Below are 16,009 nucleotides of genomic sequence, written 5' to 3'. Positions count from 1 at the left end.
GCTCATCCCACGGCCCTTCTCGTGTTCCCTGTGGGGGGACGCCCCCCCGCGCCCCCCGGCGACCGCCCTGGCTCCCGGACGGTCGGTTCCTCGACGGCGTACCGCGCGATCGCGGGACGTGCCCGGACCAGCCCGCCCGGCAGCACCTCCACCAGCCGCAGCGCCGCCAGCTTCCCGAGCGCGATGTCCAGGAGTTCGGACTCGGCGCCCGGCTCGGTGACGCCCTTGCGCCAGAACGATCTGTGCCGCGCCGCCGCGTCCCGGACGAACGCCTCCAGTTCGTCCCGCCGGGCCTCCGCACGTCCCGCCAGGTACTCGGCGACCAGAAGCGTGACGTGCCCGTCGGTGCGCTGCTCCGGCATCCGCACGTCGGTCAGCTCGTCGTCCGGATCGACCATGGCGATCCCCTCCGCCCGCAGCTCGGGCACGAGACCTGTCGCCTCCTCGATCCGGCGGGTGATCGCGACGCGCTGGGAGACGAGGTAGCCGCGTTCGGCGTCGTCCAGGTCGTCGTAGTACACCACGGGATCCTCCAGCAGCCGGCGCGTCAGGCCGCGCCGCAGCGCCCGGTTCCGCAGCTCGTCCGTATCGGGGACGGGCTCGTCGGTCAGCTCGGCGAGGCGCTCCTCGAACCCCGCCGCGGTGACCGTGGACGGCCCGCGCACCCCGGTGAGCAGCGACGCGAGGACGACCCGGCGCACGTCGTACAGGACGTCCCCGGACGCCGACAGGTACGACTCCTCGTCTCCTGACACCCGCCGCAGCACGCCCCAGCCGAGCAGCAGCCGCACCACCGCGACCAGATCGGCGCGCTCCGCCCGGCTGTCCAGGGTGAACGGGAACGCCAGGTCCGGCTCTGCGGCGGCGTTCAGCACCTCCTCGGCGAGCCGGCCGAGCGTCGTCTGGGCATCGACGCGCTCCAGCACCGCCAGCGCCAGGCACAGCACGACGTAGCGGCGCCGCCCGAACGGCTCCCCGGCCCTGCCGCGCGCCGGATGCGTCCCGTCGTCGAGTGTCGGCGCCGTCTTGAACAGGCGGGCCGTCTCGGCGTCCACATGGAGGCGCCAGCCCGTCTCCCGGTTCAGCCAGTCCCGCAGCTCCGACTGGTACCGGCGGACGAGGACGAGGTCCTCCGGACCGGACTCGACCGTCAGCAGCGGCCGCTTCAGCAGCGCCCGCAGCGCCGACCGGCGCCGCGCGAGGTCGTCGTCGCTCACGTTCCGCCCCCGCTCAGATCGGTGATCTCGATGACGTGCTCCGGGCCGGTGAGCACGCCGTCCTCGGTCGCGATGCGGATCTCGCCGCCGTCCGGGACGAGTGACAGCCGCACCTCCATCGACCCGTCCCCGGTGAGCGCCTTCACCTCCGTGTCGCCCGGCAGCCGCGCGGCCAGCGCGTCGCCCAGCAGTGCCAGGAACAGCCGGAACGCCCGCGGGTCGAGCACGCCGAGCTCCGACAGCAGTACCGGGCCGCCGGTGCGCAGCCGCGCCCGCGCCGCCGCCGTCTCCGCCGCCTCCCGGTCGGCGCGCTCGCGCAGCATCCGGCGCAGCTCCGACCGGTCCTGCACGCGGTTGGGCTTGCCGCGCCGCTCGTAGGAGCCGGTCCGGCGCAGCTGCGGCGAGATCCGCACCGGCGTTGCGTCCGCCCACGGCAGCCCCTGCGGCGCGTCCTCCTCCCACGCCGCCACCGTCGCGGCGGTGACGGTCAGGTGCCGCGCGGACGTCAGCCCGAACGCCGCCCGCCACAGCCGGTGCATGGCCTCCGCGTCCGGCGCGTCCGCGAACCAGCGGGCCAGCGTCCGGAAGTCGGCGGACCGGTCCGACCGGCCCGAGCGCCGCTCGTTCAGCAGCCCCACCGTGTCGACCAGCTGCTTGATCGCCGTCACGGCCGACTGCCGCAGCAGCCGCGCCTGCGACGGGCGGCCCGTCCCGCCGGACACGAACCAGTCGCGCAGGCCCCGCCACCGGTTGCGCCACGACTCCAGCGCCGCGGCCTCCGCGCGGCCGAACGCCTCGGCGGCGTCCGCGCCCTCCGGCACCGCGTCGGACGCCTCCCGCCGCGCCGCCACGGTCAGCAGCCGCTCGTGTCCGCGCGCCTCCACATCGTCCAGCAGCGCCGCGATCCGGGCACCGGAGTTGGCGAGATCGGCGATGAACCGGTTGATGTAGTCGATGAGCCGCTCCTTGTAGGCGATGAAGCCGTCGACGTCTCCGTCGGAGAAGTCGATCGCCCGGCGCAGCGACGCCATGAACGCCTGCGCGTTGTCGGCCAGCGAGGAGAACCGCTCGGCCAGCGTCAGCAGCAGCAGGTGGACCTTGGCCGGGTCGGGATCGGGTTCGTCCGCGAGCGCCGCGAGGCCCGCGAGCCGGTCGGCGATGTCGGTGAGAGCCACCGACTGGAGCACGCCGCGGCGGCCGATCGCGTCCTCGTAGAACGCGATGGCCTGCTCGGCGGCGTGTCCGGCCGCGGTGAGCTGGAACAGGAACCGCTTGCGGTGGAAGTCCTCGACGGTCGTGACGCGTCCGGTGTCGGCGTCGGCGCGCAGGTTGCCCCACTCGACAAGCTTGTCGAGGGCCTGCGCGAGCTGCTCGTCGCCGTCGCGGCGCAGCTCGGCGGCCACGTCCTCGGGACGCAGGTGGACGATGAAGCGCTCCTTGGCCCGCGCGAACGAGCGCAGCACGTCCCGGTACACGGGCGCGTTCGGCGCGCTCAGATGGGCGAATGGCTGCGGCTCGTCCGGCCCCGGGTCCAGATCGGTCACCGCACCATTGTGGGGGCCGGGAGGGGATGCGCGTGCCGACTCCCGCCATCGGGACGGGAAGCGCGGCTAGGAGGCGCTGAAGACGCCGATGCCGTTGGCGACCGCGCGTTCCGTCCCGTCCGACGGGCTGTTGCGGACGGTCGCCGCCTGCCCGCCCGGGACGCGCGAGACGAACGTCGTGGAGCCGCCGCCGTCCAGGTTGACGGCGTCGTCGGCGCCGACCTTCTTCAACAGGGACGCCAGTTCGGCCACCGTCAGGCCGCCGCTCCGCTCCGACCTGCCGTCCGCCACGACGAGGTACAGGCGCCGGCCGTCGCGGCTGACCCCGGCGGCGGTGCGCGGGGCCGGTCCGTTCGGGCTCAGGCCGTCCAGCGGCTCGCCGTCCCGCAGGATCGGGAACCCGCCGACCGCGAACCGGAAGCGGACCGGGCCGGTGAACCGGTACGACACCCGCACCCGGTCGCCGGGCCGGAGCCGGCGCAGCGCGTCCGCGCCCTTCTCCCGCCCGACCAGCACGGTCGTCCCGGAGGGGATCGCGCCCGCGCCGACCGTGTCGGACACGCCCGTCACCACGCCCCGCCGCACGGTCACCTCGGCGGCGTTCGTGCTGCACGGGGCGCTGCGGACCTCGTCCGTCCCGCACACGGCGCGCTGCCGGGAGACCTCACCCCACCGCGAGTCGAACGCGCCGACCCCGCCGACGTGGAGCGCGTACTGGTTGAGCCCGCGCAGGGCGATGGACTTCTTCCCCGACCGGACGGTGCCGGTCAGGCGGAGCCGCGCCACGTGGCCGCGCCGGTCGCGGCCGACGCCGATGACGTCCTCGGTGGACGTGCCGGGCGGCAGCCCCGGCCCGAACCGCTGCCCGTCCGGCACCGCGCCCTTGAGCGGACGGCCGCCGTCCACCGCCGGCCCGGACGAAGACCCGGTCGGCGGCACCCCCGGATGCGTCTCGCTGATGTTGAAGAAGTCGCCGTTCACCCCGGCCACCGCGTGCTGCGCGCCCGCCATCTCCGACACCGTCCGGCGCGCCGCGACCACGGGCGGACGCAGCAGCCCGACGGAGACCTTCGGGCTGCGCAGATCGACGTCCAGCAGGTCGCCCACAACGCGCCCGCCGGTCCCGGACGTCTCGAACGTCCGGAAGGTGACGCCGGGCGCGGTCCGCTCCGACGAGGTGAACCGCACCTGCCCGACCTCGGACGAGGGCAGCGCCCGCACCCGCACGTCCGGCCGCTCCCCGGACCCGGCCCCGTCCACCGGCCCCGACTCCGCGACCGCCGGGACGGCCCCGGCCCCCACCAGCCCGACCACGATCATCCCGGCCACGATCCCGCGCATCGACGCCCCTCTCAGCGATCACCAGCCCGATGATCATGACGCGTCCCCGGCGAAGCGCCCACCCGCCGCAGGTGAACACTCCCGCAAGACCCCGTAACGAGCTCGTCCTCGTCCAGGCATTCGCGTCCGGCGGCCGCGGATGGTTCGCGGTCGGCGAGGGCAAGGCCGTGTGGGCTCGGATCGCCATCCACAGTGCGGCGTCGCCGATGCCTGGACATTCGCCTGGACCAACGCGCCCGTTGCAGGAAGATCGCTGTTTCGCGGACGAGAGCAGCGGCCTTGACGCCGCCGCGCAGCGGGGATGCCGGGCGCCGGCGGCTACGGTGCGGGACGGGAGCGGGCGACGGCCAGGGTGAGCGCGGTGACGTGATCGGCGAGCGCCGCGACCAGTGCGGGCGGATGGCGGACGGCGAAGGGCCAGGGCAGGCCGGTGAGGATGCGTGCCATGGCGGGCAGGTCCTCCGCGCCGCTGACCAGGAGCACGCCGCCGTCAGGGCAGGCGTGCAGGTCGCCGAAGGTGGCCGGCAGATGGTCGCGGGCGGTGTCCAGGTCGGTGTCGAGCCATACCTCCGTGCGGTGGGTCCAGGCGCCGAGCGTCAATGTGCGCAGTACATGGGTGACGGGGTCGAATCCGTCGGGCGGGGTGAATGTGCCGGGCAGTTCGGCGGCGTCGCTGATCCGGTCCAGGCGGTACATGCGGATGGCGGCGCGGAGATGGTCGTGGCCGACCAGGTACCAGCGGCGTGCGTGCACGACGAGCCCGTACGGGTCGACCTCGCGTGCGCCGCGGGTGTGCTCGATCCGGACGGTGCGGCGGGCGTGGACGGCCGCGGCGAGCGTCAGCGCCAGGTGGGGTTCAGGGGTCAGCGGGCCTGTCGTCGCGGAGGTGGCGGCGATCAGCGCGGCGACGCGCCGGCGCAGCGGCGTAGGAAGGACGCGGTTGAGTTTGACCAGCGCCCGGTCGGTCGGGCCGGGCTCTCCCACCTGTTCGTGCTGCTTGCCGGTGGCCAGCGCGACCGCGACGGCGACCGCTTCGTCGTCGGCGAGCAGCAGAGGCGGCAGGCGCACGCCGCGGGCCAGCCGGTAGCCGCCGTAGCGTCCGCGGACGGACTCGACGGGGATGTCCATGTCGCGCAGGGCGGTGACGTAGCGGCGAACGGCGCGGGCGTCGACGTCCAGACGGCGGGCCAGTTCGTCGGCGGGCACCAGGCCGCGGTCTTGCAGGATCTCCAGCAGTGCCAGGACACGCGTCGCGGGACGGGACACGATCTCGATCCTAATGAGGGCGGAAAGCGTCCACAAACCTTCCTAGCCTTGCGCCGGTAAGAGATCAACCGAAGGGAGTCGACGCGATGTCGACCATCGTTCTTGTCGGCGGTTCGTTCCTCGGCGCATGGGCCTGGGAGCGCGTCGTGCCGCTGCTGACCGCGCACGGCCACCAAGTGCACCCGCTGACCCTCACCGGTTTCGGCGACCGGGCGCATCTGGGATCGTCGGACACGACGCTCACCACGCATGCCCGCGACATCACGGCCGCGATCGAGTACGCCGGGCTGCGCGAGGTGGTGCTCGTGGCGCACTCCTACGGTGGAGCGCCCGCCACGATCGCCGCCGCGATGATTCCCGGACGGATCTCCCGGCTGGTCTACCTCGCCGCGCTCCTGCCCGAACCGGGCAGGAGCCTGTTCGACGGCACGCCCGCGCACGTCGTCGATGCGATCATGCAGACTGTCCGGGACGGGCGGATCCCGGTGATGAGCGACGAGATCATCGACGCCAATTTCGGTGCGCACGGGCTCACCGTCGAAGACCGGGCCTGGCTGCGGGCACGCGGCGCCGGCCAGCCCATCGGCACCTACCAGGACCCGGCGCCGGCCGACCTGCGTGCGGTGCAGGGGCTGCCCCGCACCTACATCGCCTGCGCCGGCGACCCGGGCGGCCCGCCGAGCATGCCGGGCATGGAGGTCATCACGCTGGACGCCGGCCACTGGCCGATGATCACGGAACCGGAACCGCTGGCCCGGGTGTTGGACGAGGCGGCCCGGTCATGATGCGGCCGTACCAGGTGAGGATCCCGCAAGAGCCCCTGGACGACCTGGTGGCCCGGCTGGCCGCGACTCGGTTCACCCGTCCGTTGCCCGGCCAGGGGCTCGGCGTGCCCGCCGACCGCGTCCGGCACCTGGTCGAGTACTGGCGCGACGGCTACGACTGGCGCGCCTGGGAGCAGCGCATCAACGTCCACCCGCAGTTCTTGACCGAGGTCGACGGGCTTGACGTGCACTTCCTGCACATCCGTTCGGCCCGGCCGGACGCCTTGCCGCTCATCCTCACCCACGGCTGGCCCATGTCGGTCGTCGAGTTCCTGCCGCTGATCGACCGGCTGAGTGACGCCTTCCACCTCGTCATCCCCTCAGTGCCCGGCTTCGGGTTCTCCAGCGCACCGCGTGAGCCAGGTTGGAACCGCCGCCGCGTCGCCGCGGCGTGGTCGATGTTGATGCGCCGACTCGGCTACGAACGCTACGGCGCGCACGGCAACGACATCGGCTCCCTGATCTCCATCGAGCTCGGACGCCTGGATCCGCGCCGCGTCGTCGGGGTGCACGTCACCCAGATCTTTTCCCTGCCCTCCGCCGACCCGGCGGAGGGCGCCCTGCTGGGAAGCGACGACCGGGCGAAACTGGCCGCCCTGGAACGCTTCATGGCCGGCCGGAGCGCCTACCTCGCCCTCCAGTCCACCCAGCCGCAGACCCTGGCGTACGCGCTCGCCGACTCCCCGGCCGGCCAGTTGGCCTGGAACCTGCAACTGTTCGGTGACGCGGTGAGCGACGACTACATCCTCACCAACGCCGCCATCTACTGGCTGACCGACACCGCCGGCAGTTCGGCCCTGATCGGCTATCACGGCAACAAGCCGCCTGCCGAGCCGTCATCGGTCCCCCTGGGTCTCGCCTGCTTCGCCGACGACTTCTTCCCTTCCATCCGCCCGCTCGCCGAACGCGACCACAGCGCCATCGTGCACTGGAACACCTATGACAAAGGCGGACACCATGCCGCGCAGGAGCAACCCCAACTCCTCGCCGACGACCTCCGTATGTTCTTCACCGCCCGCCGATGACGTCGCCTGCACGCGCTCTGGCCGCGGTTCATCATGCGCCGCGCACAATCCGCGGAACCGGGTGACACGATCGGCTTCGACAAGAGAACCTGCGTCGTGCGCGGTGGTCAGGCGTCGGCTGTGAGGCCGTAGCGCTCCTGGTCGGACGGGCGCGGCGACTCGGGGCCGTCGCGGCCGAGGCGGAGCATGCGGGCCACCCGGACCGTGCGGAACTCCCGGCCGCGGACGCTGAACGCGTGGCCGGGCGTGGCCCGGATGCCGGCCGCCATCGCCTCCCACTCGGCGAGCTCCGCAGCCGACGGCGGGTCGCCGCTGAACTCGCGGAGGCGCGGCAGCAGGCCGGTGAAGTGCCCGGCCAGCCGCTCGCGCGCCTCGTCGGGGTCGTCGCCGCCGGTGAGCGGCGCCCAGGAGTCGCCGTCGAGCTCCACCACGATGAACGTGGGCGGCAGCACCACCACCCCCGGATGCGCCTGGACCGCGTGCCGCGCCTCCGTCCGGACGATGTCCGGGACCGACCCGATGACCGGCATGAACGCGACGAGGTTCAGCCGCAGCTGCGCCTCCCACTGCCCGCACGGCGCCGCCGGGTCGATCGGGTGGTCGCGCAACAGGCCGTCCGCGGCGAGGTCGGCGTCGGTGGACCGGGGCGGCTCCAGCACCCGGTCACCGAACTGGATGAACTTCTCGACCCGGACGATCCGGTAGCGGCGGTCGCCGATCTCCCACTCGTCCTTGGCGAGCTGCTCGCCCTCCTCCGGGTCGAGCCGGTCGGCCGCCGCCCGCATGGCCGCCGCGGTCGCCCGGTCCGGTTCGGCGCCGGCCGCCGTCCGCAGGTCCATGGCGAGGGCGTAGCGGGCCGCGGCCGGGTCGTCGCAGCCGAGCGCGCCGATGCGCCACGCGTCCCCGCGCTGCACCGCGTGCCCGAAGTCGGGGGCGCCGGCGGGAAAGATCTTCGGATAGCGCAGAATCCGCTCGCCGAGTTCCCGGTCGCGCACCGCCGCGACCGGATCGAGGCGGGCCACCACGTTGATGTGGTCGTACCCGCGCATCAACGCGAAGGCCATGACCCGCATCCTGACCGGACGGCCGCCGCCCCCGCACGGCTTTTCCCGCATTGCCGGACGGCCGCCGCCGACCTTGCACGGAATTGACCGCCTTTCGGCCCGCAGTTTTTTCCGGCGATCACTCTTCCAGGTCGATGACGACCTTCACATCGTCGGGATGGGAGGTGAAGGCGGCCTCGTACTCCTCCAGCGGGACGCGCCGGGAGATCAGCCGGCCCAGCCAGCCGAGGTCGGCCTCGGCGAGGGCCCGCGCCGCCGCCGCGTAGTGGCGCAGGTTCGCGTTCACCGACCCGAAGATCGCGTCGTTCTCCAGCACGATCTCGCGGTTGAGCGCGCCCGCGTCGACCTCCAGCGAACGCCCGGACGGCGACACCCCGGTCAGGCACACGATCCCGTACGCGGCGTTGTTCGCCATCGCGCCGAGCACCAGCTGGGACACCCCGGTCGCCTCGATCACCACGTCCGGCGGGCCGCCGCGCACCGCCTCCGCCAGGCCCTCGTGGTGGTAGGTCGCGCCGAGGTCGGCGACGAGCCGCGGCTTCGGGCCGTCCGCCACCCGGTCCAGGACGTGCACGTCCAGCCCGCGCTGCACGCCCAGCAGCGCGGCGAGCAGCCCGATCGGCCCGGCGCCCGTCACCAGCACCCGGCGCGGCTCGAACCAGGCCCGCCCGCCGACCTTCTCGATCTGGTCCCACGCCTTCGCGACGATCGTGGCCGGCTCCATCAGCACGCCGACCTCGGCGAGCCGCGGGTCCAGCCGCACGGCGTAGTCGGCTTCGACCCGCCACGCCCGGCTCGCGAACCCGTCGAGCTCCTTGATGCCGCGCTCGGTGTACCGGCCGTTGCGGCACATGTCGAACTCGCCGTGCGCGCACGCCCCGCACGGCTCCGGGTCGGGCCGCCGGACCACGCCGACGACCAGGTCGCCGGGGGAGAAGCCGCCGCCGGACGGGGCCTCCCGCACCCGGCCGAGCGACTCGTGCCCGATCACCAGCCGCTCGCGGCCGGGCGGCGCCCAGCCGTAGTCGCCGGCGGCGATCTCCCGGTCGGTGCCGCACACCCCGACCGCGAGCCCGTCGACCAGCAGGTCGCCCTCCCCGGGCTCGGGGTCGGGGACGTCGGTGACGGCCAGCGAGCCGGGCTTGTCCGGCAGGACGGTCAGGGCGCGCATGGCGCTTCTCCTTCCGCGGGTTCCAGGGTCACGACGGGCGCCTTTCGGTGCCGCTCAGCCGCCGCGCCGTGTTGACGAGCCCGACGTGCGAGTACGCCTGCGGGGTGTTGCCGACCTGCCGCCCGGTACGGGTGTCGTACTCCTCGCTCAGCAGCCCGAGGTCGTTGCGCAGGCCGAGCAGCCGCTCGAACAGCTCCGTCGCCTGCTCGGTGCGGCCGATGCCGTGCAGCGCGTCCGCCAGCCAGAACGTGCACGCCAGGAACGCGCCCTCGTCGCCGGGCAGCCCGTCCACGCCGCCGCCGTCGGCGGCCGTGTCGTAGCGGAGCACGAACCCGTCCCGGTACAGCTCGCGCAGCACCTCGTCGACCGTGCCGATCACCCGCGGGTCGTCCCACGGGAGGAAACCGACCTGCGGGATCAGCAGCAGCGCCGCGTCCAGCCCCCGCGACCCGTAGAACTGGGTGAACGTGCCCCGGTCGGCGTCGAAGCCCTTGGCGCACACGTCGGCGTGGATCTCCTCGCGCAACGCCCGCCACCTGTCGACCGGCCCTTCCAGGCCGTACCGCTCGACGCCCTGCACCATGCGGTCGACGCCGGCCCACGCGAGCACCTTGGAGTGGACGAAGTGGCGCCGCTCGCCGCGCACCTCCCACAGGCTGTTGTCGGGGTCGCTCCAGTGCCCTTCGAGGAAGTCCATCAGGGCGAGCTGCATGTCCCAGGCGTTGTGGTCCGTCTCGATGCGCGTGGTCCGGGCGAGGTGCAGGCCCTCCAGCACCTCGCCCCAGGTGTCGAGCTGGAACTGGTCGGACGCGGCGTTGCCGACCCGGACCGGCGACGACCCCTCGTAGCCCGCCAGCCAGTCCAGCTCGAACTCGGGGAGCCGCCGCGTCCCGTCGATGCCGTACATGATCTGCAGGTCGGCGGGGTCGCCGGCGACCGCGCGCAGCAGCCACTCCCGCCACGCCTTGGCCTCCGCGACGAACCCGGTGCCGAGCAGCGCCTGCAGCGTGAACGTCGCGTCCCGCAGCCAGCAGAACCGGTAGTCCCAGTTGCGCGGCCCGCCGAGCTGCTCCGGCAGGGACGTGGTCGCGGCGGCGACGATGCCGCCGGTCGGCGCGTAGGTGAGCGCCTTCAGCGTGATCAGCGACCGGCGGACCGCCGCGTCCCAGCGGCCCTCGTAGGAGTACTCGCCCATCCAGTCCGACCAGAACAGCTCCGTGTCGGTGAGTGCCCGCTCGGCCTCGGCGGCCTTCGGGCGCGGCAGGTGCGACGGCTTGTACGTCAGCACGAACGGCACCCGCTCGCCCGCCGGCACGGCGAAGTCGGCGTAGGTCGCGAGGTTGCGCCCCTCCATCCGGACGGGCGTGTTCAGCCACGCCGCGTCCGGGCCCGCGATCGCGTTGCGCTCGCCCTCGCGGTGCCGCACCCACGGGACGATCCGTCCGTAGTCGAAGCGCAGCCGCAGCTCGGTGCGCATCGGGACCCGCCCGCTCACGCCCTCCACGATCCGGACGATGTCGGCGGCCTCGCCGCGCGGCGGCATGAAGTCGATGACCCGGACGGTGCCGTCCGGGGTGTCCCACTCGCTCTCCAGGATCAGCGTGTCGCCCCGGTAGCGGCGCCGCGTGCACAGGCCGCCGGACGCGGGCGCGAGCCGCCAGAACCCGGCCCGCTCGTCGCCCAGCAGGGCGGCGAAGCAGGCCGGGGAGTCGAACCGGGGCAGGCACAGCCAGTCGATCGAGCCGTCCTTGCCGACGAGAGCCGCCGTCTGGGTGTCGCCCAGCAGTCCGTAGTCCTCGATTCTCAGTGCCAAAACGCGCACCCCCGCCTTCGCCTCACCGCCTACTCGGACCTACCCGTGATAGTGGATGTATGTCCCGAGCGGCAGAGGTTCCCGGGTAAGACCCTCGTCCGGAAACGGGCCGGCACGGCGGCTTGGGAGCTGCCGCCGTGCCGGGAGTTGCGGGGATGTATCAGGGGGCGCTGCAGGTGATGGACGGGTTCGCGACGTTTCCGCTCGGCGCGCCGGCGGTGAAGCCGAACGACGCGGACGTGCCCGCCGCCAGGGTGGAGTTCCAGGCCACCGGCTTGACGGTCACGACGTTGCCGCTCGTCGTCGGCGTGCCGTTCCACAGGGCCGAGATGGTCTGGCCGGAGTTCATCGTCATGACGACCGTCCAGGAACTGACGGAGCTGCTGCCGGCGGTGATGGTGACCTGGCCGTTGAAGCCGTTGTTCCACTGCGCGGTGCGGGTGTAGGCGCACGTGACGGTGCCGTCGCCTCCGTCATCGCCGCCGCCGTCGTCCCCGCTGCCGCCGAGGGCTTCGAGGACGGCGGTGTAGGCGGGCTTCTTGTTGTAGTTGTCGTCGAAGAGCAGGGCCGCACCCTCACCGGGGAACGTGTCGGGCACCCACGAGTACTTGTCGGTGATGCCCCACACGGTGATGACGTTGCACCGCGACACGGCGAGGCGGGCCGAGACGACCTTCTTGTAGTCGTTCGCCTGGGTGGCGAGCTTGGAGCTGTCCGCCGGGGTGTTCATGCGGATGTCCAGCTCGGTGATGTGGACGTCCACGCCCAGGGCCGCGAACCGCTGCATGTTGGCCTGCATGTCGGACGGGACGTTGCCCAGCGTCAGGTGCGCCTGGAGCCCGACGCAGTCGATCGGGACGCCGCGCGCTTTGAAGTCCTGCACCATGTTGTAGACGGCATTGCTCTTCGCGTTCTGGCCGTCGATGTTGTAGTCGTTGTAGCAGAGCTTGGCGTTGGGGTCGGCCTGCCGTGCGGCCCGGAACGCCTCCTCGATGTAGCCGTCGCCGATGACCCGCTGGAACACCGAGTCGCGGCGTGCGCCGGAGCCGTCCTGGAACGCCTCGTTCACGACGTCCCAGTAGTCGACCTTCCCGGCGAAGTGGCCGGCCTCCTTCGCGATGTGGTTCCGCATGACGCTCAGCAGGTCGTCGCGGCTGGAGATGTTGCTGACCCAGCCCGGCAGCTGGCTGTGCCACACCAGCGTGTGCCCGCGGATCGCCATGCCCTGCGCCTGCGCGTGGCTGACGAGCTGGTCGGCCGCGCTGAAGTTGAACGAGTCGCGGGACGGCTCGGTCGTCTCCCACTTCATCTCGTTCTCTGGCGTGAGCTGGTTGAACTCACGGTCGAGCGTGGTGACGTAGGCGGACTCGCCCATGTGGCCCTGGGCGGCGGCGGTGCCGAAGACGCGGCCCTTCGCCGCGGCCGCCTCCCCGAGCGTGCCAGGGGCCGCCGACGCGGGGAGCGCGACGGCCACCAGCATCGCGAGGAGCAGCGGCACTGCTCCCAGCACCGCGCTGAGTGCTCTTCTCATGGTTTCGTTCCTCCTTGAAGGACGGGCGTTGAGCGAAACCCGGCCCGACGGCTTTCCGGGGGCCCGAGATAAGAGGTCCTGAGTCCTCCGGTGTCGACCACGACCTTCTGCAGGACGACGGTCGGGTCGACCATCCAGAACTTCAGGGTGTGCGTCCCCGATTCGGTGATGGTGTGGGTCGTGACCGTGCGGTTCACGTTGTCGGAGGTGTTCCGCTCCCACTGCTTGTTCATGGTGGTGTCGTTGGCGCCGGTCTGCGTCGTGACGTTCACGACCTGCGGCTGCTCGTCGTCGATCGAGACGGCGTATTTCAGGCCCTCGGTGGAAAGGACGCTGTTGCGCGGCGACAGGTAGGCCCAGACCTTCACCGGGCCGGTCGTCGTCAGCGTCATGTCGTATTCGAGGCGCGGGCCCTTGCCGGGCTCCTGGCTGGGCGCGGTGACGGGGAACGGTTCCATTCCGGCGTCGGTGCGGCCGATTCCGGGGACGCGCTTCCATTGCGCCGCCGCCGTGTCGGTCGCGCGGGTGTAATGGCCCGCGTTCATCGAGACGTAGCCGCCGGCTTCGACGAACCCGTGCGCGCGGTACGACGACGGCTTCTTGACCACGGCCTGGACGGTCACCTTTCGCCGGTCCGGCCCGGAGACTTCGATGGGCACGCGGCTGGTCCCCTTCGGCGCGCGCGACCAGTCGATCCACACGGTGGCGCGGCCCTGCTTGTCGACCCGCCCCCGGTCGTGGGTGACCCGCACCCAGGGCTCAGCGGGTGTGATCTTGTACTGGAAGGGGTCGGATCCGCGGTTGAACACCTCGATGTACTGCGCGGGGCCGCTCTGGTAGGGGCTGAAGTCCGGCAGGACGGCCGCGGACTTCGCCGCCGGCCACCAGTCGTCGGAGCCGTCGACGGCCACGCCCATGTCGGCGCCGTCCGGGACCTCGATGCGCTTCAGCTTCGGGAAGATCTCGTCCGGCAGCGCCACGTTGTCGCGCTCGGGCTGCTGCCAGGGCGCGTTCGGGCCGTACCGCTCGACGTCGCCGTAGCCGATGTGCGGCTGGCTCTGGAAGCCGTCCCATTTCCCGCCGGCGATCCCGGTGTTGTAGTGGTTCGCCATCGCCTGGTCGTCGGCGAAGCGGGCCTCGGCGAGGTCGGCGTAGTCGTTGGTGGCCGCCCGCCCCTGCTTCGCGTACAGGATGTTGGTGAACTCCGCCTCGCGCAGTTCGTACAGGTTCGCGGTGGCCTTCACCTGGTAGTGGACGAGCTGGCAGTAGGCGTCCTGGTATTCCTTCGGCAGCCGTTCGCGTATCCGTTCCGCCTGCGCCGCCAGCCGCTTCCAGCGTGCGGTGAGCGTCGCCATCTCCCGGTACTGATTCAGGTAGAAGGGCGTTTGCTGGTCGTCATAGACGACCGCGCTGGAATCGGTGGGCAGGTCCTTGTCCGGGTCGAGGGTGATGCGGCGGTTGAGCAGTTCCGGCTTCCGCAGTGCTTGCAGGTTCCCGTACGTGTCGAGGACCTCGGCGATCTCGCCCGCGTGCTCGGGGCCGAAGTTCTGCGCGGCGTACTGCCGCTCCCATTCCTTGAGGTTCTCCAGCGGCCACTTGTCGGGGTTCCAGGCGTAGTCGAGGAAGAACTGGAGCGGCAGCTCGTTGCCCTTCATGTCGCCCACGTTCGCCACCCACAGATTGCGGATGCCGTACTGGTACGACTGGTGGAGCTGCTCCCACGTGTTCCCGAGCTGCGCGGTGTCGACCCACTTGTAGTTGCGGCCGCCGCCGACGTAGTCGAAGTGGTAGTAGAGCCCGTATCCGCCCGCGCGGGCCGGCAGGCTCCGGTCGGGCATCTTGCGCATGTTGCCCCAGTTGTCGTCGGTGAAGACCACCGTGACGTCGTCGGGCACGCGCAGGCCCCGGTCCCAGTACCGCTGGACCTCCTTGTAGAGCGTCCACACCTGCGGGGTGGCGGCCGGGTCCTTGCCGGTGACGTCGCCGAGGATCTCGCGCTCCTTGGCGATGATGCCGCGCATCAGCTCGATGCCGTCCCCGTCGGGAAGGCTGACGTCTCCGTTCCCGCGCATGCCGAGGGTGACGACGCCCTCGAAGTCCTCGTCGACCATCCGCTGGACGCCGTCTTTCCAGTACTTCTCGATGGCGGCGGCGTTGCGGCGGTAGCTCCACTCGCCGGTGCCCCCGTACGGGTCGTGGCCCGGTTTGACGATGGTGCCGTCCGCGTCGCGCTGCGCCGGGACGGCGTGCCGGTTCCACTCCTCGATGCCGCGCATCATCGGCGCCTCGTGGGAGGTGCCCATCACCACGCCGTACCGCTTCGCGGTCGCGTGGTTCAGCGGGTCGTCCTCGGCGAACGCCCGCCCCCACACCGCCGGCCACAGGTAGTTGGCCTTCAGCCGCAGCATGGTCTCGAAGATCTTGGCGTAGAACGCGTGGTTGAAGCCGCCCGGGAAGCCGGGCGCCTTGCCCGGCCCGAAGAACTTCGGCGCCCACCGGTTCAGCGCCGGGTTCTCGTCGTTGATGAAGAAGCCCCGGTACTTCACCGCGGGCGTGCCCTGCGTGTGCCGGCCCGGCTTCACGTACAGCGCGCGGCGGTGCTCGGACGGGACGTCGTTCCAGAAGTACCAGGGCGAGACGCCGATGCTCCGCGACACGTCGTAGGCGCCGTAGATCGTCCCGCGCTGGTCGCTGCCGGCGATGACGAAGGCGCGGCGGACGCCCGGCAGCGGGTGCTCCACCACCTGTTCGAGCGAGGTCTCCCACTTGCCCGCGATGCCCCGCACGTCGAGCTTGCCGGACGAGACGAGGCCGTCGATGAGCGGGCTCCTGCCGATCGTGCCGACGATGACGACGTCCCGGCCGGACGGCGCCCCGCCGGTGACCGTCGTGACCTCCGGCTTCACGCCGGTCACCCGCTCGACGTCGGACTGCAGGTCGCCGACGACCCGCACCACGCCGGGGAAGTCGGCGCCGCTGACCAGCAGCGGGGCGGCCCTGCCGCGCTCGACGAGCGGGAAGTGCCCGCGCCCGTCGCGGAAGGAGATGTAGGACGCCGGATCGGCGGGGCCGGTCCGGCCGTGACCTGCCGGGGCGGCACCGGCGGGTCGCCCCGCGGCGGACACGGCGGTGAAGGCGACGACGGTCGGGAGCAGGGTCAGAAGGACTTTCCACGTCCGCGGGGATCTGCCCATCGGCGGTCTCCTCAGTGGG

General features: G+C 72.2%; 11 protein-coding genes. 2 read left to right on the top strand and 9 right to left on the bottom strand.

Annotated elements, in window-relative coordinates; genetic code table 11:
* Positions 1 to 2 precede the first annotated feature (2 nt).
* From ACGFI1_RS41535 to ACGFI1_RS41520, 4 genes are all read right to left on the bottom strand, one after another.
* Complete coding sequence (locus tag ACGFI1_RS41535) at positions 3 to 1,217, bottom strand: TIGR02678 family protein (protein WP_392793159.1); 1,215 nt, start codon at positions 1,215 to 1,217, stop codon at positions 3 to 5.
* On the bottom strand, positions 1,214 to 2,761 hold the full coding sequence (locus tag ACGFI1_RS41530; protein WP_392793157.1) for a TIGR02677 family protein: 1,548 nt from the start codon (positions 2,759 to 2,761) through the stop codon (positions 1,214 to 1,216). Before ACGFI1_RS41530 ends, ACGFI1_RS41535 begins: the two co-directional genes overlap by 4 nt.
* 66 nt (positions 2,762 to 2,827) lie before the next feature.
* Positions 2,828 to 4,102 (bottom strand): phosphodiester glycosidase family protein, encoded by a 1,275-nt coding sequence (locus ACGFI1_RS41525; RefSeq protein WP_392793155.1) that lies wholly within the window; start codon positions 4,100 to 4,102, stop codon positions 2,828 to 2,830.
* A gap of 318 nt (positions 4,103 to 4,420) precedes the next feature.
* Positions 4,421 to 5,368 (bottom strand): helix-turn-helix transcriptional regulator, encoded by a 948-nt coding sequence (locus tag ACGFI1_RS41520; RefSeq protein WP_392793154.1) that lies wholly within the window; start codon positions 5,366 to 5,368, stop codon positions 4,421 to 4,423.
* Between the two features lie 86 nt (positions 5,369 to 5,454).
* Here ACGFI1_RS41520 and ACGFI1_RS41515 point away from each other — a divergent pair, with 86 nt between their 5' ends.
* Both ACGFI1_RS41515 and ACGFI1_RS41510 read left to right on the top strand, forming a co-directional pair.
* Positions 5,455 to 6,153 carry an alpha/beta fold hydrolase gene (locus ACGFI1_RS41515; protein ID WP_392793152.1) on the top strand — a complete coding sequence of 233 codons (699 nt, stop codon included), beginning with the start codon at positions 5,455 to 5,457 and terminating at the stop codon, positions 6,151 to 6,153.
* Positions 6,150 to 7,217: an epoxide hydrolase family protein gene (locus ACGFI1_RS41510; protein WP_392793151.1), complete on the top strand. Its 1,068-nt coding sequence runs from the start codon at positions 6,150 to 6,152 to the stop codon at positions 7,215 to 7,217. Before ACGFI1_RS41515 ends, ACGFI1_RS41510 begins: the two co-directional genes overlap by 4 nt.
* Positions 7,218 to 7,324: 107 nt before the next feature.
* Here the strand turns inward: ACGFI1_RS41510 and ACGFI1_RS41505 are convergent, their stop codons facing one another.
* From ACGFI1_RS41505 to ACGFI1_RS41485, 5 genes are all read right to left on the bottom strand, one after another.
* Entirely contained in the window at positions 7,325 to 8,281 is a 957-nt protein-coding gene (locus ACGFI1_RS41505; RefSeq protein ID WP_387076527.1) for a DUF5954 family protein, read from the bottom strand.
* 118 nt (positions 8,282 to 8,399) lie between these two features.
* Positions 8,400 to 9,452 carry a glucose 1-dehydrogenase gene (locus ACGFI1_RS41500; protein ID WP_392793150.1) on the bottom strand — a complete coding sequence of 351 codons (1,053 nt, stop codon included), beginning with the start codon at positions 9,450 to 9,452 and terminating at the stop codon, positions 8,400 to 8,402.
* 28 nt (positions 9,453 to 9,480) lie between these two features.
* A complete protein-coding gene (locus ACGFI1_RS41495) occupies positions 9,481 to 11,259 on the bottom strand; it encodes a glycoside hydrolase family 15 protein (protein WP_392793197.1) in 1,779 nt (592 codons plus the stop codon).
* A 166-nt stretch (positions 11,260 to 11,425) separates the two neighbouring features.
* Positions 11,426 to 12,796, bottom strand: a complete 1,371-nt coding sequence (locus ACGFI1_RS41490; RefSeq protein WP_392793148.1) for an endo-1,4-beta-xylanase — start codon at positions 12,794 to 12,796, stop codon at positions 11,426 to 11,428.
* Positions 12,793 to 15,990 (bottom strand): glycosyl hydrolase 115 family protein, encoded by a 3,198-nt coding sequence (locus ACGFI1_RS41485; RefSeq protein ID WP_392793147.1) that lies wholly within the window; start codon positions 15,988 to 15,990, stop codon positions 12,793 to 12,795. The genes ACGFI1_RS41490 and ACGFI1_RS41485 overlap by 4 nt, the downstream gene beginning before the upstream one ends.
* Positions 15,991 to 16,009 lie beyond the last annotated feature (19 nt).

The sequence above is a fragment of the Actinomadura geliboluensis genome, from assembly GCF_043197915.1.
GTDB lineage: Bacteria > Actinomycetota > Actinomycetes > Streptosporangiales > Streptosporangiaceae > Spirillospora > Spirillospora geliboluensis.
The sequence above is the reverse complement of the archived record's forward strand: the minus strand, read 5'-3'. Positions and strand labels throughout refer to the sequence as shown.